Below are 17,206 nucleotides of genomic sequence, written 5' to 3' on the forward strand. Positions count from 1 at the left end.
TCCGCGCGGGTCGCCCTTTTTCGCGTCGTCGGTCGGAGGCCGCAGGTCCTTTGCGCGTGACACAAAAAAGGGGCCGGTCCGAAGACCGACCCCTCTCTTGTTGTCGAAGCCCTTGGCCTTAGCCGCGTTCGGGACGCGGGGCAGGCGGCGGGGGCGGCGGCGGCGGGGGAGCCGAAGGGCATCCCTGGCTGGCCAGCGCCACGTAACCGTCGGGGCAGGTGATCGTCGCCGGAGCCGTTTCGACTTCGCGGACGACTTCGCGAACCACCGGGGCCGGAGCGATATATTCGTCCCGAACGCCGAGGTTCACCTTCGCACCGAGGAAGAGGAAGCGACCGATGTCGTAGATCACCGGATAGGTGTTGCCGTTACCCGTGGGCGGACCCGACGAGGTGCTGAGCGGCGGACGCTCGTTCAGCACGTTCAGAACGCCACCGCGAAGCTCGAAACCGTCGAACGCGTCGAGGTTGAACGAGAGATCGAGGTAGTTGACGTCACCGAAGTCGTTGTCGACCAGGAACGGCTCGTCCGGCTCGTTGCCCGTGCCGCTGAAGTAGCGCCACGTGGCATTGAGGTCGAGCGCATCGAAGAGGTCGAAGCCCAGCGTGGCGATGTGGCGGTAGGACGGGTTCACCGCCGCGACACAGTCGTTGTTCAGGCGATCGACGCACTGGATGTTCGGACCACCCGGGAACGGAACGTAGTCGAGACCGAACAGGTAGGTCGCGGCATAGTCGAGACGCAGGAAGTCGAGGCCCAGCGTATCGAAGTCGAGACCCGCCTGAAGATCCAGACCATCCGTGGTCAGGTCGGCGATGTTGATGTTGGTCAACAGGAAGCCGGTGCCCGGACGACCCGAGATGAGCGAACCGTCATTGTTACGGGTGATCAGATCGCAGAACGCATCGTCGCCGGTGGCAATGCACTGGTCGAGCGTGGTCTGGGCGCCGATGCCCGCAGCGATGAAGTCCTGAACCTCGATGTTGAAGTAATCGACGCTCAGGGTCAGGCCGCTGAGGAACCCGCCGGGGGTGAGAACCGCACCGATGGTGTAGGTGTCCGACGTTTCCGGCTGCAGGTTCGGGTTACCCCCGAAGATGCCCTGCGTCTGGCCCGAGATGACGTCCACGATATTGCCGTACTGGGCAGCCGTCACGCCGGTGTTGGCGCAGGCGGCGGCCGAAGCGGCCGGGTTGGGTCCGGCGCACGGATCGTAGAAGCCGTTGTCGCCCAGGGCGAGGTTCGGAAGACCCGTGTCCTGACCGGTGAACAGCTCGATCACGTTCGGTGCACGCACCGAGCGCTGATACTGACCACGCAGCTTGATACCGTCGAACGGGATCCAGCTGAGCTGGGCGCCGTACGCATCGGTGGTGAAGCCGGTCGTGATGCCGTTACCGTCCGCGGTGTAATCCGAGTAGCGATACTGGCCCGTCAGGACGAGTTCGTCGAACCCGGTCACGTCCGTGATCAGCGGGACCTGAAGTTCGCCGAAGAATTCGCCGACTTCGACCGCACCTGCGACCGGCAGGGTGGCCCCGCCGACACCGGTGAAGCCGCCGCCCGGGATCTGGCTGATTTCGTCCGGACGCGATTCCAGCATGTCCTCGCGATATTCGGCACCGACGAGGAAGGCGATGCCCTCGCTCGAGAGCGGCGAACGGATACCGTAGTTGCCGAGATCGGCCTGGAGGTTGCCGCCGACGACCGTCTGGGTGGTCTCACCCACGACGATGCCGACACCCGTCAGGAAGTTGGCCTGCTCCTGCGTGATGGCGGTGTTGCCGCCCGGACGCTGGAACGGGTTGTAGGGAACGCAGCCGCCCGTCGGGTCGATACAGACGGGGTTGCCGTCGTCATCGGTGGTGACGAGGAACGCCTGCTGCAGGTTCGAGCGGACGATGTCGTTCGTGGAGATCGACGTGTCGCTGGTCTCGGCATACTGGCCGAACAGCTCGAAGTCCCAGTAGCTCGCGAACGAGCCACGAACGCCGCCGACCATGCGGAAGGCGCTGTTCTCGAGACGCGAGTTACGCGGGCCGCCTTCGATGTTGCGGTAGGCCGCGGTGACGTTGTCCTTGATCACGCCGTTCTCAATGTCGGCGGCCGTACAACCGTAGGCAGCCGCGATCGTCAGATCGGAGTTCTGGATCGGACCCGTCAGGAACGGGTTGTCGCAGTTGATCGAATAGACGCCGAACGAAGCCGACTGCGCGATCTGCGCGTCCGACACGTTATCGGTGTAGCTGAGATCGGCGAAGACTTCAATGTCGTCGGCGATGTCATAGTGACCGCGAGCGTAGATCTGATAACGCTCGGACGGACGCTGGAAGTAGTTCAGCGGACCGAAGTTGAAGGTCTGCGCCGGACCAGCGACATAATTCACGAACGTGCCGTCTTCCTGAAGGAAGAAGAACTGACGGTTCGACCCATTCGGGTTCGGCGGAACGATCGACCCCACGCTGCCGAACAGGCGGAAGTTGCCCGAACCGGCACAGGTGATGTCGTCGTCGGCGTTCGAGCTCAGCGTACAGGCCGAGAAGACGCGGTTGTCCTGCGTGATGGCCGAACGGTTTTCATACGAACCGTAGAGCGTGACGTTGCCGCGACCGTTCGGCGTATTGACGCCGATGATGCCGGTGATGGCATATTCCTCGCCGTCCCAGCTGTTGCCGGGAACCGGAACGTTCGAGCGCGTCAGCACTTCGGCGATTTCGTCCCACTCGTTCTCGTTCTGGTTGATGCCGCCAAGAACGTCGATCTCGATGCCTTCGAAATCGCGCTTGAGGATGAAGTTGGCCACACCGCCGACCGCGTCCGAACCGTACACCGCCGAGGCGCCGCCGGTGAGGATGTCGACCTGCTCGACGAGCTGCGTCGGGATGAGGTCGAGGTTGGCCGAGGTGATCGCCGACGAACCGTAGGGAAGGCGACGACCGTCGATCAGGACGAGCGTGCGAACCGAACCGAGACCGCGAAGGTTGAGCGTCGCGGTGCCCGAAGCGCCGTTCGAGACTTCACCCGCCTGGCCGGCGAAGACCTGCGGAAGCTGGTTGGTGAGATCTTCGATGCGCGTGACGGCGCGGCTGTCGATGATTTCGTCCGACACCGACAGGACCGGGCTGGCGGCCTGAAGGTTGGGGTTGGCGCGCAGACGCGTACCGGTGATGACGATCTGGCTGTCGGGCTGTTCGCCCGTCGGCGAGGGATCGTCGTTGATCAGGACTTCATCCTCATCGGGATCCGGATCGGCGACCTGCGCCTGCGCCGGCATGGCGATCAGGGCTGCGCCCATAATCGTCCCGGTAAGCAGCGCCTTCTTCGAAATACGCTTCATTGTTTTCCCCTTGGTATGACCGCAATGCGAACGGCCGGTAAACCCATGCATCTTGCAGTGTAGGCAAGACGACATGGGGCGGCGTTTACGTCAGGGAGGCGAAACGATTCAATGTCGGAAGGGCGATAACGACGTCTTTGTGACGGACCTGTGACTTTTACGGCACAGGGGTGTGTTCCGTTAATTTATGGCTAAAGACTCGCGTTTCCGCCGCGCGCGCGCTGTTCCGCGGCAAGACTGGCGGCGGCGTCGACGTACGGCTCCTGCCGCTCGACCGACCAATATTTTAGCTCGGCCAGCGGGATCGGAGTGCCGGTGACGGCGCACCGCACATGGTCGCCGTGCGCGATCAGGCGGAAGGTCGCATCGCCATAATGCACTTTCGCCTCGCGTCCGCTGCCGCCCATCAACATGCCTTATTCTCCGTCATCGCCGGCCTCATCGAACAGGTCGCCCTGTCGATCGCCGAGATAGGAGGCAGCGCGTCGCTTCGCAACACGGGCGGCGGGACGGGGCGGATCGCGATGTACTTCGATGTTGCCATCGGCGAACGTGAGGTCGAGGCGGGCATGGGTCGCGGCGGCGGCGGCCGAGGTGATCGCCCGACCGTCGACGGTGACCATGGCATAGCCTTTCTCGAGGATGCGCTCGGGATTGGCGAGGAGCGCCATGCCCCATGCGGCATCGAGCCGGGCCTGCGCCTCGTCGACGCGGCGGCGCATCCGGGCGGGGTCGAGACGGGCTGCGACCGGCGCGAGGTCCGCGCGGGCCGCCGCGAGGACCGCCGCACCCCCGCGCGCGTGCCGCTGGGAAAGGGTATCGAGCCGCTCGTCCGCCTGCGCCGCCTGCCGGCTCAATGCCTGGCCCGAGCGGCCGGCGAGCAGAGCGAGGTCCGCCCTGCCCCGGTCGACGCGCTGCACGAGCGGTCGGGGCGACAGGCGGGCAGCGATGCGCGTCAGCCCGTTCTCGGCCACCTGCGCGCGTTCGCGCAGCCCGCGACCGAGATCGCGCGCCGCCTCGCCAAAGCGCCGCTCGATCCGTTCGAGCAGGCGCTGGGGCGTGGGGAGCCGTTCGGACAGCGTAGCCAGTCGTTCGTCGCGCTGTTGCAGCGCGGCACGCATCCGGTCGGAGAGGCGCCGCCCCCGCTCGGCAAGCGCGGTGCGCAACTCGGCCAGCACCGGCACCGCCATTTCGGCGGCCGCGGTCGGGGTCGGGGCGCGGCGGTCGGCGACATGGTCGATCAGCGTGGTATCGGTTTCGTGCCCCACCGCACTGATGAGCGGGATCGAACAGGCGGCGGCGGCGCGCACGACGATATCCTCGTTGAACGCCCACAGATCCTCGATCGACCCGCCCCCGCGCGCGACGATGAGGAGATCGGGTCGCGGCACCGCACCGCCGGGCGCAAGCGCATCGAAACCCGCGATCGCCTCGGCCACCTGCCCCGCCGCGCTCTCGCCTTGCACCTGGACGGGCCAGACGATGACATGGGTGGGGCAGCGGTCTTCCAGCCGGTGAAGGATGTCGCGGATCACCGCGCCCGTCGGGCTGGTCACCACACCGATGACGCGGGGCAGGAATGGCAGGGCGCGCTTGCGCGTCGGATCGAACAGGCCTTCCGCGGCCATCGCCTTGCGGCGCTTCTCGAGCAGCGCCATCAGCGCCCCTTCGCCCGCCAGTTCGAGCGTCTCGACGACGACCTGATATTTGGAGCGCCCGGGATAGGTGGTCAGCTTACCGCTCGCGATCACCTCGGCCCCGTCCTCGGGGCGGAAGGCGAGGCGTCCGGCACTGCCCTTCCACAGCACGCTGTCGATACAGGCGCGGTCGTCCTTCAGCGTGAAATAGCAATGGCCCGATGCCGCGCGCTTCCAACCGGAAATCTCGCCGCGCACGCGAACGTGGCCGAAACGGTCCTCGACCGTCCGCTTGAGCGCGCCCGACAATTCGCTGACGCTTTGTGCGGGCGCATTGTCGCCCGGGCCCTGGCTCGCTAACAGCGAGGAAGTTGGTTCATCGGGGGACGTCATGAATATCCTGTTGCTGGGTTCGGGCGGGCGCGAGGATGCGCTGGCATGGCGACTTTCGCAATGTCCGAGCTGCGATCGGCTCGATGTCGCGCCCGGCAATCCGGGGATGGAGCGGTGGGCCGATGCGCTCCACGCCATCGACCTCGGGGACAATGACGCGATCCTCGCGCTGGCGAAAGAGGTCGCGGCCGACCTGGTGGTCGTGGGGCCGGAAGCGCCACTGGTGAACGGCATCGGCGATCGGCTGCGCGAAGATGGCATCGCCTGTTTCGGACCGGACGCCGCGCCCGCGCAACTGGAAGGCTCCAAGGGCTTCACCAAGCGGCTGTGCGACGAGGCGAACATTCCGACCGCCGCCTATCGCGAAACGGAAGGCGTCGACGCGGGGCTGGCGGCGCTCGAGGCGTTCGGGCTGCCGGTCGTGGTCAAGGCAGACGGGCTGGCGGGCGGCAAGGGCGTCACGGTCGCCTTCACCCGCGAGGATGCGGAAGCGGCGGTGCGCGAGGCGGGCGACGCGCCGCTGGTGATCGAGGAATTTCTGGCGGGCGAGGAGGCGAGCCTGTTCGCGCTGGTCGACGGATCGACGGTCCGTTTTCTCGCCAGCGCGCAGGACCACAAGCGCGTGGGCGAGGGCGACAAGGGTCCCAACACCGGCGGCATGGGGGCCTACAGCCCCGCGCCGATCCTGACCGAGGCGCTGATCGTCCGCTCGCTGGAGGAGATCGTTCAGCCGACCGCCGATGCGCTGGTCGCACGCGGCACGCCCTTTCGCGGCGTCCTCTATGCAGGGCTGATGCTGACCGACGAGGGCCCCAAGCTGATCGAATATAACGTCCGTTTCGGCGATCCCGAATGCCAGGCGATCATGCCGCGCATCGCGGGCGACCTCGGCGAGACGCTTTATGCGGTCGCCAAGGGCGGGCTGGCCGCCGCTGATCCGCTGGGGCTGGAGCAGGCGAGCGTGATGACGATCGTCTATTGCGCCAAGGGTTACCCCGGCGAGGCGCGCAAGGGCGGGTGGATCGGCGGCCTCGAGGAAGCCGAAAAGGACAGCGCGATCGTCTTCCAGGCGGGCACGGCCCGGCGCGAAGACGGCGAACTGATCGCGAGCGGCGGGCGCGTGCTGGGCGTGACCGCGGCGGGCGCGACCATCGCCGATGCGCGCGTCGCGGCCTATCGCGCCGCCGACGCGATCGACTTCTCCGACGGCTTCTATCGCGGCGACATCGGCTGGCGCGAGCTCGATCGCATGCGCGTCACGGGCGCGGGGGACGAGGAGGAATAGGCGCCGTCGACAAGCCGGTGTCTCCATGCCAGAACCGCATGCCATGAAAGCCCGTTTCGTCCTTCTCATCAGCGTCGTGCTGGTCGTCCTGGTCTCCGCCCTATGGCACGGGCCAATCGGCCGCGCCGCCGCGCGCTATACCGCCGAGACCGAGCAGCTGGTGCGGGCGAACCTCGATTATTACGAGATGCGCGACATCACCCCGTTCCTCGAACGCGAACCGCTGACCCGCCGCCTGTGGCTGGCGGGCGAAGCCAACGATTTCCAGCGCGAGGAGCTGGCGCGGATCTTCACCGGACTGGATTCGGTGGATGACGTGCAATGGCTCAGCGAGGACGGGCGGCCCGTCCGGGGAACGCCCCTTCTGCCGATGATCGTGGAGGTCGAACTGGCCGGGCTGGCCGCGTTCGGCTTCGGCCTGCTGATCGGCTTCTTCCTGTTCGGGCGCCGCCGGCGGCCCGACCGCTTCAACCTCTAGTTTCCAGGATCCACCATGCAAGAATTGCTCGAACTCTACTGGCCCGTGATCGTCGTCGCGCTCGTGATCGGCCTGATCGCCGCCTTCCTGATCTTCCGTCCCAAGCAGTCGGTGCGCCTGTCGCAGGACGAGGCACCCACGCGTCCGCACATGGCGGGGATCGATGACGGTCGCAGCGAGGAAGGCGATACGGTCGTCGACGCGGGCGCGGCCGGACTGACCGACGAACTGGGCCAGTTCATGCAGGCCGAGGTTCACGAGGAACTGCCCGGCGCGACCGGCGAACCCGACAATCTGAAGCGGTTGAAAGGTGTCGGCCCCAAGTTGGCGAGCATGCTCAACGGCATGGGGATCGTTCGATACGACCAGATCGCCGCGCTGACGCCCGGCCAGCTGGCGGCGATCGACGACAAGCTCGGCGGCTTCAAGGGCCGGCTCCAGCGCGACAAGGTCATCGAGCAGGCGGGTTATCTCGCCCGCGGCGATACCGACGGCTACGAGGCCAAGTTCGGCAAGCTGTCCTAGTCGCGATCGACCGGCGTCGGCTTGCGGCGCTTCTTCTTGGCGGGGCGGGCGATCAGCTTGTCGATCTTATGCCCGTCCATATCGACGACTTCGAACACCCAGCCCTGAAAGGCGAACTTCTCGCCCTCCACCGGCAGGCGCCGCAGCACCGCGAGCGCGAGGCCTGCGGCGGTCGAGAAATCGCGATCGTCCTCGATCTTCAGGTTGAGGTGGTTCGACAGCGTCTCGACGTTGGCCGCGCCCTCCACGAAGAAGCCGCCCGCCTCGCGCTTCTTGATCGGCTCGGGCTCGTCCTCGTCGTTGGCGAAGGTCCCCGCCAGCGCGGTGAGGATCGATCCCGGCGTCACAATGCCGTCGAGATGGCCATATTCGTCGTGGACGAGCGCGAGCGGCACCTCGGCCTCGCGCAGCACGTTCAATGCGTCCATCGCGTCCATGAGATCGGGGATGATCGGCGCCGGACGCGCGAGCGCGGTCAGATCGAGCGGGCGCCCGTCGAGCATGGCGTCGAGCAGGTCGCGCGCCGAGACGATCCCGATGATCTCGTCGACCGATCCGCGCGCTACCGGAAGGCGGCTGTGCGGCGTCTTCTCGAGGTCGGCGCGGATGTCCGCCGGGGTCGCGTCGGCCTCGAACCAGTCGATCTCGGTGCGCGGAGTCATGATCTCGCGCACCGGGCGGTCGGCCAGTCGCACGACCGAGGAAATGATGGCGCGTTCGGATTCCTCGAGCACGCCCGCCGACTGCGCCTCGGCAACGACCATGTGCAGCTCCTCCGCCGTGACCGCGCTGTCGCTTTCGCGATTCATCCGGAACAGGCGGAAGATCAGCGCGCTCGTCTTGTCGAGCACCCAGACGAGCGGCGCGGTCAGCCGTGACAGGAACTGCATCGGCCGCGCGAGCACGACCGCGACGGGTTCGGGGTTCCGAAGCGCCAGTTGCTTGGGGACCAGTTCGCCGATGACGAGATTGACGTAGGTGACCAGCACGATGACGAGGCCGAAGCCCAGGGTCTCCGCCGTCTCGCTCCCCACGCCCAGAAGCTGGATCCGCTCGGCCACGGGGGAACCGAAGGTGGCGCCCGAATAGGCGCCCGCGCCGATACCGATGAGCGTGATGCCGATCTGCACGGTAGACAGGAAACGTCCTGGCTCGCCGACGAGCGCTACGGCGGCGGCGGCGCCCTTCGACCCGTTTTCCGCCAGCCCGCGCAGCCGCGCCGGGCGCGACGATACGATCGCCAGTTCGCTCATCGCCAGCACGCCGTTGAGCATGACGAGGCCCATGAGGATGAAGACATCGAAGATGGGAAAGGGGGTTAGGGTCATGGATCCGAACCCCAGCCTTTGAACGCTTTGCGCCCACACGACAAGAGAATGCGTTCAGTTGCGGTTCCGGAACGAGCGCGCAGGACGCGTCGTGGAACTTCGGCGGCCCACACGACTTTGATGGCCGACAGTTTAAGATAAGGAAGGGATTAACCCCATGACGAACCTGAAGAAAAAAATGACGGCCATCGCGGTGGTCGCGGCGTTCGGAACCACCGGTTGCGCCACCGGGATCACCGGCGACAACATCAATTCCACCGAAGGCATCGTCGGCGCGGGTGCGGGCGGCGTGCTCGGCTATCTGCTCGGCGACATTCTGGGCGGACGCAATGACCGGACCGCGCGGATCATCGGCGCGGGCGTCGGCGCGGTCGCCGGCGGTGCGGTCGGCGCCTACATGGACCGGCAACAGGAAGAAATGCGCCGCGCCACCGAAGGCACCGGCGTCGACGTCATCCGCGATGGCGACGAACTGATCGTCCGCATGCCGTCGAACGTCACCTTCCCCGTCGACAGCTCCACGATCCAGCCCGGCTTCCAGGCCACGCTGGACCAGTTGGCGCAGACGATGGCGACCTACGATTCGACCTACATCGATGTGCTCGGCCACACCGACAGCACGGGTTCCGACAGCTACAATCAGGCGCTGTCCGAACGTCGTGCCAATGCGGTCTCGCAGTATCTGTCGAGCCGCGGCGTCAACGGCGCCCGGATCGCGACCCGCGGCTATGGCGAGATGCAGCCGATCGCGTCCAACGAAACGACCGAGGGCCGTGCGCAGAACCGCCGCGTGGAAATCAAGGTCGTTCCGGTCACGCAGAACGACCTGCAGGAAGCCGGCTACTAAGCCTCGGCCTGCACTGTCTAGAAACGAAGCGCCCTCGGCAGCGATGCCGGGGGCGTTTTTTTTGTAGGTACGGTCGGCGACCCCCGGAGCGGGGCGTCGGCCGCTAGCGACGGTCGCGAAAGAAGGTGCGCAGCAACTCGGCGGCCTGATCCTCGCCGAGCCCGGCATCGACCTGAGGGCGGTGGTGGCAGGTCGGCTGCCCGAAAACGCGCGGGCCATGAAGCACCGCGCCGCCTTTGGGATCGGAAGCGGCGAAGTGGAGACGGCCGATGCGGGCGGTGGCGATCGCGCCCGCGCACATCGCGCACGGCTCGAGTGTGACCCACATCGTGCAATCGTCGAGCCGCGAGGTCTCCAGGTGTCTTCCCGCCGCGCGCAGCGCCACGATTTCCGCATGGGCGGTGGGATCCGCATCGGTGCGCATTCGGTTGATGCCCTCTCCCACGACGTGTCCATCGGGCGCGCAGACCACCGCCCCCACCGGCACCTCGCCTCGAGCGGCAGCGTCCTCGGCAAGCGCTAGCGCACGCCGCATCGGATCGGGAAGGGGAAAGACGCTCATGGGAAGCGGCTAGCGCTCCGGCATCGCCCTGTCACGATCAGGAAACCTGCTAGGGCCTCTGCGCCGTCAGGGCTGCGCGGGCCGTGCGGGACCGCGCGGTCGAGCGGGGCCAGAGACGGCATCGTCGTTGCCCGCGCTCCCGTCATCCGAGACGGTGGCGGTTTCTTCCTGCTGCGACGTGCCATCGTCCTGGTTAGCGGAACGGATCGAGGTATCGGTGGGGGGCCCGTCGGCTTCTTCCGCAGTCGCCCGCGCTTCGTCCTCGCCCGGCGTGACGCTGCCGGTCTCCACGTCGAAGCCCGGGCCCTTGCCGCCGACGTCGTCGAGATCCACCTGCCGATCGACCACGGTCTCGACCTCGCTCGGTCCGAACAGATTCAGGGTCGCAGCCGCCACGATGACGACGATGATCAGAATTCCGATGGCGAGAACCGCACGCAAATTAAGTCTCCGTTGAAGATGTCGGTTTGACAACGTCGGGGTAACTGTCGGGTTTCAGACAGTTTTGCCAGAGGGGGTCGTTCCGGGGCGAATCGGTTGACTGTCGCGACGCCGCGAGGTAACGGAGCGCGCTTTAGTGGGCTGCCGAACGGGCGGCCCCTCACCGCTTGATGGGAAAAGATTATGTCGCGCGTCTGCGAACTGACCGGCAAGGGCCGGCTGGTGGGCAACAATGTGAGCCACGCCAACAACAAGACCAAGCGGGTGTTCCTGCCCAACCTCCAGAACGTGACCTTGCTCTCGGAGGCCCTCGATCGCCGCGTGAAGATGCGCGTGTCGACGAACGGGCTGCGCTCGGTCGAACATAATGGCGGGCTCGATAACTGGCTGCTGAAGACCAAGGCCGAGAAGCTGTCGCCCAAGGCCGCCAAGCTGAAGCGCGAAATCGCCAAGGCCAAGAAGGCCGCCGACACCGACGCCTAGTCGGATGACGGGGCGACAGGGCGGTTGACACCGGCGTCGCCGAACGGCCAGCCTCCCTCGGGAACATCGTAGCGCACCAGCAGCGACCGCTGCGGCGGGCGCGCGTTGTCGTCGGTGACGATCCACACTTCGTGGCCACCGCCCGTCCGCTCGCGAATCGCGATCCCCTCGGCATTGTCGGTCCAGCTGAGGCCCAGCGGATAGGCGGGTCTCCCGGCGACAAGATCGCCGCCCGGCGTGATCGACAGCGTCGAGACGGACGCGCGAAACCCGCCGATCCCGAACCCGCGCTGCAGAAGAAGGCCGTCGCGGCGACCGGGCCAACGCGCGGCGCCCGTGGGAGCGTCGACCGACCCGCGGATGCCGCGCGGCGCGAGGCGCCCGTCGCGAAAGACCGCCGCCTGCCGCCCATCTTCCCCGATCGCGAACAATTCCGAACCCGTGTCGAACAGTGCCTCGGCACCCCGATTGCCGCGCGCGAAGCCCGGCAAAGCGAACCGCTGCGCCGGCTGTCCCCCCTGCCGCAACAGGATAGGTGTGCCTTCATAGGCGACGAAGGCCGCACCGCCGCGCACCGCGAGCGCCTCGGCATCCTGATAGGGGCTGTCGGGGTCAATCATGCGCACCGCCGCCTCGCTCGGCCCCTCGCAGCCGAAGGGGAAGAAGCGCACCATCAACCCGTTGTCCGATACGGCGACCAGAGCATCGCCGTCGAATGCCAGTCCCGACAGACCTCGAAAGGCGATGTCGTGCCCGCGCAGTTGCCACGCACCACTCAGAATCCAGCCCGGCGGCGCGTCGGGGTCGAGATCGACGGGAACGAGTTCGCTCGAGAAGGCCTGCGGCGGGACCGGGTCGACCGGAATGCGCGCCAACTGGCGGTCTGCAGCCAGGACGAAGAACGCCACCAGAGCGCACCCCGCATATGTGAACGGTAGCTGCATCTATTATTCAGCCCTTAAAAACCGCGAATCACCTATAAGTATCTTTAACGACAAGGTTTTTCCCCTTTTTTCCTTGTCACGGAAACCCTCGCGTCGCGTAACGAGGGGGGCCCGGTACCGAGAGGTGCCGGGCCCATTTTGTTTGGGGATCTCACCGCATCTCGAAGTCGAAAAGCCCGGCGAGCTGTTCGATCAGCGCGCCGCCCAGCTGGTCGGCGTCCATGATGGTGACCGCCCGCGCGTAGTACCGGGTGACGTCGTGCCCGATCCCGATCGCCGCCAGTTCGACGGGCGACTTGGTCTCGATCCAGTCGATCACCTGCCGCAGGTGGCTTTCCAGATAGGTGCCCGAATTGGCCGAACCGGTGCTGTCGTCGACGGGCGCGCCGTCGGAAATGACCATCAGGATGCGCCGTTCCTCGGGCCGTGCGATCAGTCGCTGGTGCGCCCAGACGAGGGCCTCGCCGTCGATATTCTCCTTGAGCAGCCCCTCGCGCATCATCAGCCCCATCGGGCGGCGCGCGTGGCGATAGGGTTCGTCGGCTTTCTTGTAGACGATGTGCCGAAGGTCGTTGAGCCGTCCGGGGTTCGGAGGACAGCCCGCCGCGCGCCAGTCCTCGCGGGACAAGCCGCCTTTCCAAGCGCGCGTGGTAAATCCGAGAATCTCCGATTTCACGCCGCACCGTTCGAGCGTGCGCGTCATAATGTCGGCACAGATCGCCGCGATCGAAATGGGACGCCCGCGCATCGACCCCGAATTGTCGATCAGCAGGCTGACGACGGTATCCTTGAAATCGGTTTCGCGCTCGATCTTGTAGGAAAGGTTGTGCGTGGGGCTGACCACCACGCGCGCCAGCCGCGCCGCGTCCAGCAGCCCCTCTTCCTGATCGAAGGCCCAGCTGCGCGCCTGCTGCGCCATCAGCCGGCGCTGGAGACGGTTGGCGAGCCGCGTGACCACGCCCGCCAGCCCGGCCATCTGATTGTCCAGATAGGTGCGCAGCCGGTCGAGCTCCTCGGGGTCGCACAATTCCTCGGCATGGACGATCTCGTCGTGGGCGGTGGTGAAGACGCGGTAGCCTTCGCTCGGTGCCTGCGCCCAGTCGGGGCGCCCCGCCTGCCGCGGGGTTTCGCCCTGTTCGGCGTCCTCGCCCATGTCTTCGGGCAGGTCGCTCTCGTCCATCTCCGCGCTGCCGTCGGTATCGCCCTCGTCCTCCTGCGGACGTTGTTCGGGATCGCCGTCGTCGTCGCCGGCGTCGTCGTTCTCCTCGCCTTCGTCTTCGCTGTCTTGTCCTTCGGGATCGCTGTCCTCGTCCTCCTCGTCGGGATCCTCCGCCTCGCCGTCGTCATCGTCGAGCGTGAAGTCGAGATCCTCGAGGATTCGGCGGATGACCTGCGCGAAGGCCGCCTGGTCCTCGACCCCCTCGGCCAATGCGTCGAGACTGTTTCCCGCTTTCGCCTCGACCGTGTCGCGGACCAGGTCGACGCGCGCCTCCGCCACCTTGGGCGGGGCCTTGCCGGTCAAGCGCTCGCGCGCGATCAGCCCCAGCGCGACCTCGAGCGGCACCTCCTCCGCGCTGCGGGCGCGCATCAGCGCGCTGGCCCGGACCCGCGCGGTCGCATGCGCGTCGAGATTGGCGGCAACGCCCGGAAACTCGGCAGCGCCCAGAGCCTCGACCCGCGCGGTTTCCAGCGCGTCGTAGATCGCCCTCGCCTCCAGATCGGTCGGAGCGCGGGAGGAATGCATGGCCCGATCGTGCAGCCGCGCCTTCAGCGCCAGCGCATCGGCGGCGCCCCGTGCCTCGGCGACCGGACCCGCCGCCAGGTCGGGACCGGGGGACGGCACGCGTCCCTCGCTCGCCGGACGGCCCGCTTCGGCGAAACTGATCTCCAGCGCCTCGTCGCGCGCCAACGCCCGCGCCGCGCCGGTCAGCGCACGGCGAAACTTGTCGAGGGTATCGGGTTGCGGCATGGTCTCGACATGGCGGCGAGGCGCCGGGATGGCAAGCCGACGGGGGACGACAGACGATGAACTTCTTTACCCGTGCCCGCAGGGAGGCCACTCGGATACGCAGCCTCGGCACCGCGGCCAACCGCCAGATCAACCGCAGCAGCTACTATACCGACCGCGAGATCGAAGCCTCGATCCAGGCGCTGAACATCTTTTTCGGCGCGGTGATCGGAATCTCGCTCGCGGGGATCGAAGAGGTACCGATGATCTCCTACCTCGCGATCCTGGTGATGACCGCGGCGGTGGTGATGATGATCCTGATGGTCTCCAATTCGCACCGGCGGCTGTGGCACGCGGTCAGCATGGTGACGGTACTCGGGCTTCTCTGGTGGGTGGCCGAAATCGATCCCGCCGACAGCGCGTTCATCGACGACATGCCCGACCGGCTGCTCCCCACGCTCACCGTGTGGGCGGCGATGGCGCTCCTGACCGAATTCGCCCCCCGGGTGAGTCCCGAAGACTAGGCCCGCGCCGCCACGCTTTCGGGCAGATCCTCGCCGAACACGCGCTGGTAATATTCGGCGATCATCGGACGCTCGGCCTCGTCGCACTTGTTCAGGAAACTGACGCGGAAGGCGTAGCCGACGTCCCCGAAGATCAGTGCGTTCTGCGCCCAGCTGATGACCGTGCGGGGGCTCATCACCGTCGAGATGTCGCCGTTCACGAAGCCCTGGCGCGACAGGTCGGCGACCTTGATCATCCGCTCGACCGTCTTCTTCCCCTCGGGCTTGTCATATTCGCCCGATTTGGCGAGCACGATCCGCGCCTCGGTCTCGGCGGGGAGATAGTTCAGCGTGGTGACGATGTTCCACCGGTCCATCTGTCCCTGATTGATCGCCTGCGTGCCGTGATACAGCCCCGTCGTATCGCCGAGACCGACCGTGTTGGTAGTGGCGAACAGGCGGAAGGCGGGATCGGGCTGGATCACGCGATTCTGGTCGAGCAGGGTGAGCTTGCCCTCGGTTTCCAGCACGCGCTGGATCACGAACATCACGTCGGGCCGCCCGGCGTCATATTCGTCGAAGACAAGCGCGACGGGGTTCTGAAGGCACCAGGGAAGCAGCCCTTCCTTGAACTTGGTGACCTGCTGCCCGTCCTCCAGCACGATGGCATCGCGCCCGACGAGGTCGATGCGGCTGATGTGCGCGTCGAGGTTGATCCGGATGAGCGGCCACTTGAGCCGCGCCGCGACCTGTTCGATGTGCGTCGACTTACCCGTGCCATGATAGCCCTGGACCATCACGCGGCGGTCGTGCGCGAAGCCCGCGAGAATCGCCATCGTCGTGTCGGGATCGAAGACGTAGGCGGGGTCCGCATCGGGCACGCGGGGGTCGGCCTGCGAAAAGGCGGGAATCATCATGTCGCTGTCGACGCCGAACATCTCGCGCGCGCTGACTTCGATATCGGGCGCGGGGAGAATGGTGGCGTCGTGATTGTCGATGGGGGCGTTCAGCGGATCGTTCATGGGGCATGGACTTAGGGGCTGAAGCTCGAAGCCTCAATGGCGGACTTTCGGCTGCGGCGGCGGGTTTTGCGTTGCCGAAGCCTCTCGCCAGCGCGGCGCCGCCAATGCATCCTGCGCCGGGCGCGACACGATGGCGAGTCGCGGTACAGGGAGAATCATCATGGCTTATATCGACGGTTTCCTTATTCCCGTTCCTGCCGACCGGATGGACGATTATCGCGCGCTGGCGCACAAGATGGCGCCGCTGTTCCGCGAGTGGGGCGCGCTGCGCGTCGTCGAGACGGTGGAGGACGACTGCCCCAAGGGCGAGACCAACGATTTCCACACCGCGGTCGTCGCCGAGGAGGGCGAGAAGACGGTCTTCAGTTGGACCGAATGGCCCGACAAGGCGACGCGCGATGCGGCGTGGGGCAAGATGGAACAGCATATGAAGGACAATCCCGACGACATGGGGATGCCGTTCGACGGGAAGCGGATGATCTACGGCGGTTTTGCGCCGCTGCTCGATACCGACGCCGATTAAGGAATAATTCTGCAGGCGGACGTTCGGCCCGCTGGCGGCGGCGGCGGCAGGCGCTAGAGTGCAACGATGCCGTCCGAGTTCGTCCGCCAGCGATTGATCGCCCATGTCCGAGGGGTGTTCAACGAGGAAGGGCAGCAGCCCGTCCCGCCGTCGGACGCGGCCTGGTTCGCCAAGGACACGCCCATCCGGCTGGTGCATGCGGACATCGTGGGAATGATGGTGGGCGGCGTACGGGGCCTGCTGTTGCAGATGCTCCACCCGCACGCGTTGCAGGGGGTGCTCGACTATTCCGACTTTCGCGCCGACATGCACGGGCGGCTGCGCCGGACCGCGCGGTTCATCGCGGTCACGACCTTCGGCCATCGCGACGAGGCGCAGGCGGCGGTCGATCGCGTCAACCGGATCCACCAGAGCGTGGCGGGTACGCTCCCCGGCGGCGCTGCCTATCGCGCCACCGACCCCAGGGTGCTGGCATGGGTGCATGTCGTCGAAGCGCAGAGCTTTCTCGCGGGCTACCAGCGCTACGTTCGCCCGCGCCTGACCGGGGCGGAGCGGGACCGTTATTTCGACCAGTTCGCGCTGGTCGCCGACAAGCTGGGGGCCGACCCCGTGCCCCGGTCCGCAGCCGAGGCCGACGCGATCTTCCGCGACTTGCGGTCCGACCTCGCCACGTCGGCCAAAACACGCGAGGTCGCGCGCCTCGTCCTGTCGCAGAACACGCCCGGAACGCCCGCAATCGTCCAGCGGATGATCATGGCCGAGGCGGTCGCGCTGCTGCCCCCGTTCGCCCGGGACATGCTGGGGCTCGACCGCTCGCTGTTGGCGCTGCCCGCGCGGGTAGGGACCGCTGGCGCGGCGCGCACGCTACGCTGGGCGTTCCGCCAAGGATATCGAACGTCAAATCCGGATTGACTTGGCGCGCAAACTGATCTCCGATGTGACAGTGTAAC

The 17,206-nt window shown here is 66.7% G+C and carries 17 protein-coding genes; 8 read left to right on the forward strand and 9 right to left on the reverse strand.

Annotated elements, in window-relative coordinates:
- Window positions 1–118: 118 nt before the first annotated feature.
- From WJT74_RS09725 to xseA, 3 genes are all read right to left on the reverse strand, one after another.
- Window positions 119–3,337, reverse strand: coding sequence for a TonB-dependent receptor domain-containing protein (locus WJT74_RS09725; RefSeq protein ID WP_343344213.1), 3,219 nt, complete (start codon window positions 3,335–3,337; stop codon window positions 119–121).
- Between the two features lie 191 nt (window positions 3,338–3,528).
- Window positions 3,529–3,750: a DUF2093 domain-containing protein gene (locus WJT74_RS09730; RefSeq protein ID WP_343344215.1), complete on the reverse strand. Its 222-nt coding sequence runs from the start codon at window positions 3,748–3,750 to the stop codon at window positions 3,529–3,531.
- A 3-nt stretch (window positions 3,751–3,753) separates the two neighbouring features.
- Window positions 3,754–5,367 (reverse strand): exodeoxyribonuclease VII large subunit, encoded by a 1,614-nt coding sequence (gene xseA / locus WJT74_RS09735; RefSeq protein WP_343344216.1) that lies wholly within the window; start codon window positions 5,365–5,367, stop codon window positions 3,754–3,756.
- Between xseA and purD the strand changes: the two genes are divergently transcribed.
- From purD to WJT74_RS09750, 3 genes are read left to right on the forward strand one after another with little or no spacing between them, the layout of a single operon-like run.
- Window positions 5,366–6,652, forward strand: coding sequence for a phosphoribosylamine--glycine ligase (gene purD, locus WJT74_RS09740; protein WP_343344219.1), 1,287 nt, complete (start codon window positions 5,366–5,368; stop codon window positions 6,650–6,652). The two genes, xseA and purD, sit on opposite strands and share 2 nt — an antisense overlap.
- Before the next feature lie 43 nt (window positions 6,653–6,695).
- The gene (locus WJT74_RS09745) at window positions 6,696–7,130 is read left to right on the forward strand and encodes a hypothetical protein (RefSeq protein WP_343344222.1); all 435 of its coding nucleotides are present in this window, start codon (window positions 6,696–6,698) and stop codon (window positions 7,128–7,130) included.
- Window positions 7,131–7,145: 15 nt separating this feature from the next.
- Window positions 7,146–7,655: a hypothetical protein gene (locus WJT74_RS09750; RefSeq protein WP_343344225.1), complete on the forward strand. Its 510-nt coding sequence runs from the start codon at window positions 7,146–7,148 to the stop codon at window positions 7,653–7,655.
- Here WJT74_RS09750 and WJT74_RS09755 read toward each other — a convergent pair.
- Complete coding sequence (locus tag WJT74_RS09755; protein WP_343344227.1) at window positions 7,652–8,983, reverse strand: hemolysin family protein; 1,332 nt, start codon at window positions 8,981–8,983, stop codon at window positions 7,652–7,654. The genes WJT74_RS09750 and WJT74_RS09755 overlap by 4 nt on opposite strands.
- 157 nt (window positions 8,984–9,140) lie before the next feature.
- Between WJT74_RS09755 and WJT74_RS09760 the strand changes: the two genes are divergently transcribed.
- Window positions 9,141–9,830, forward strand: a complete 690-nt coding sequence (locus tag WJT74_RS09760; protein ID WP_343344229.1) for an OmpA family protein — start codon at window positions 9,141–9,143, stop codon at window positions 9,828–9,830.
- Window positions 9,831–9,933: 103 nt separating this feature from the next.
- On the opposite strand, the gene WJT74_RS09765 is transcribed toward WJT74_RS09760, so the two are convergent.
- Both WJT74_RS09765 and WJT74_RS09770 read right to left on the reverse strand, forming a co-directional pair.
- Entirely contained in the window at window positions 9,934–10,392 is a 459-nt protein-coding gene (locus tag WJT74_RS09765; RefSeq protein WP_343344232.1) for a nucleoside deaminase, read from the reverse strand.
- Between the two features lie 66 nt (window positions 10,393–10,458).
- Window positions 10,459–10,833 (reverse strand): hypothetical protein, encoded by a 375-nt coding sequence (locus WJT74_RS09770; protein ID WP_343344234.1) that lies wholly within the window; start codon window positions 10,831–10,833, stop codon window positions 10,459–10,461.
- Window positions 10,834–11,016: 183 nt separating this feature from the next.
- Between WJT74_RS09770 and rpmB the strand changes: the two genes are divergently transcribed.
- Window positions 11,017–11,316, forward strand: a complete 300-nt coding sequence (rpmB, locus tag WJT74_RS09775) for a 50S ribosomal protein L28 (RefSeq protein ID WP_343344236.1) — start codon at window positions 11,017–11,019, stop codon at window positions 11,314–11,316.
- On the opposite strand, the gene WJT74_RS09780 is transcribed toward rpmB, so the two are convergent.
- Window positions 11,313–12,224, reverse strand: coding sequence for an esterase-like activity of phytase family protein (locus tag WJT74_RS09780; RefSeq protein ID WP_343344239.1), 912 nt, complete (start codon window positions 12,222–12,224; stop codon window positions 11,313–11,315). The two genes, rpmB and WJT74_RS09780, sit on opposite strands and share 4 nt — an antisense overlap.
- A gap of 187 nt (window positions 12,225–12,411) precedes the next feature.
- On the reverse strand, window positions 12,412–14,229 hold the full coding sequence (cobT, locus tag WJT74_RS09785; protein WP_343344241.1) for a cobaltochelatase subunit CobT: 1,818 nt from the start codon (window positions 14,227–14,229) through the stop codon (window positions 12,412–12,414).
- 56 nt (window positions 14,230–14,285) lie between these two features.
- Here cobT and WJT74_RS09790 point away from each other — a divergent pair, with 56 nt between their 5' ends.
- Window positions 14,286–14,732: a hypothetical protein gene (locus tag WJT74_RS09790; RefSeq protein WP_343344244.1), complete on the forward strand. Its 447-nt coding sequence runs from the start codon at window positions 14,286–14,288 to the stop codon at window positions 14,730–14,732.
- Here the strand turns inward: WJT74_RS09790 and cobS are convergent.
- The gene (gene cobS / locus WJT74_RS09795; protein WP_343344246.1) at window positions 14,729–15,733 is read right to left on the reverse strand and encodes a cobaltochelatase subunit CobS; all 1,005 of its coding nucleotides are present in this window, start codon (window positions 15,731–15,733) and stop codon (window positions 14,729–14,731) included. The genes WJT74_RS09790 and cobS overlap by 4 nt on opposite strands.
- A gap of 160 nt (window positions 15,734–15,893) precedes the next feature.
- Here cobS and WJT74_RS09800 point away from each other — a divergent pair, with 160 nt between their 5' ends.
- Both WJT74_RS09800 and WJT74_RS09805 read left to right on the forward strand, forming a co-directional pair.
- Complete coding sequence (locus WJT74_RS09800; RefSeq protein WP_343344248.1) at window positions 15,894–16,256, forward strand: DUF1428 domain-containing protein; 363 nt, start codon at window positions 15,894–15,896, stop codon at window positions 16,254–16,256.
- A 66-nt stretch (window positions 16,257–16,322) separates the two neighbouring features.
- Window positions 16,323–17,168, forward strand: a complete 846-nt coding sequence (locus WJT74_RS09805) for an oxygenase MpaB family protein (RefSeq protein WP_343344250.1) — start codon at window positions 16,323–16,325, stop codon at window positions 17,166–17,168.
- Window positions 17,169–17,206 lie beyond the last annotated feature (38 nt).

Source organism: Sphingomicrobium sp. XHP0239, from assembly GCF_039555325.1.
GTDB lineage: Bacteria > Pseudomonadota > Alphaproteobacteria > Sphingomonadales > Sphingomonadaceae > Sphingomicrobium > Sphingomicrobium maritimum.

Excerpts from the sequence above, each read along its gene's own strand:
- cobT (WP_343344241.1), bottom strand. The coding sequence starts at position 14,229 with ATGCCGCAACCCGATACCCTCGACAAGTTTCGCCGTGCGCTGACCGGC.
- cobS (WP_343344246.1), bottom strand. The coding sequence starts at position 15,733 with ATGAACGATCCGCTGAACGCCCCCATCGACAATCACGACGCCACCATT.
- WJT74_RS09765 (WP_343344232.1), bottom strand. The coding sequence starts at position 10,392 with ATGAGCGTCTTTCCCCTTCCCGATCCGATGCGGCGTGCGCTAGCGCTT.
- WJT74_RS09805 (WP_343344250.1), top strand. The coding sequence starts at position 16,323 with ATGCCGTCCGAGTTCGTCCGCCAGCGATTGATCGCCCATGTCCGAGGG.
- WJT74_RS09790 (WP_343344244.1), top strand. The coding sequence starts at position 14,286 with ATGAACTTCTTTACCCGTGCCCGCAGGGAGGCCACTCGGATACGCAGC.
- WJT74_RS09760 (WP_343344229.1), top strand. The coding sequence starts at position 9,141 with ATGACGAACCTGAAGAAAAAAATGACGGCCATCGCGGTGGTCGCGGCG.
- WJT74_RS09800 (WP_343344248.1), top strand. The coding sequence starts at position 15,894 with ATGGCTTATATCGACGGTTTCCTTATTCCCGTTCCTGCCGACCGGATG.
- WJT74_RS09745 (WP_343344222.1), top strand. The coding sequence starts at position 6,696 with ATGAAAGCCCGTTTCGTCCTTCTCATCAGCGTCGTGCTGGTCGTCCTG.
- WJT74_RS09755 (WP_343344227.1), bottom strand. The coding sequence starts at position 8,983 with ATGACCCTAACCCCCTTTCCCATCTTCGATGTCTTCATCCTCATGGGC.
- xseA (WP_343344216.1), bottom strand. The coding sequence starts at position 5,367 with ATGACGTCCCCCGATGAACCAACTTCCTCGCTGTTAGCGAGCCAGGGC.
- rpmB (WP_343344236.1), top strand. The coding sequence starts at position 11,017 with ATGTCGCGCGTCTGCGAACTGACCGGCAAGGGCCGGCTGGTGGGCAAC.
- WJT74_RS09750 (WP_343344225.1), top strand. The coding sequence starts at position 7,146 with ATGCAAGAATTGCTCGAACTCTACTGGCCCGTGATCGTCGTCGCGCTC.
- WJT74_RS09730 (WP_343344215.1), bottom strand. The coding sequence starts at position 3,750 with ATGTTGATGGGCGGCAGCGGACGCGAGGCGAAAGTGCATTATGGCGAT.
- purD (WP_343344219.1), top strand. The coding sequence starts at position 5,366 with ATGAATATCCTGTTGCTGGGTTCGGGCGGGCGCGAGGATGCGCTGGCA.
- WJT74_RS09725 (WP_343344213.1), bottom strand. The coding sequence starts at position 3,337 with ATGAAGCGTATTTCGAAGAAGGCGCTGCTTACCGGGACGATTATGGGC.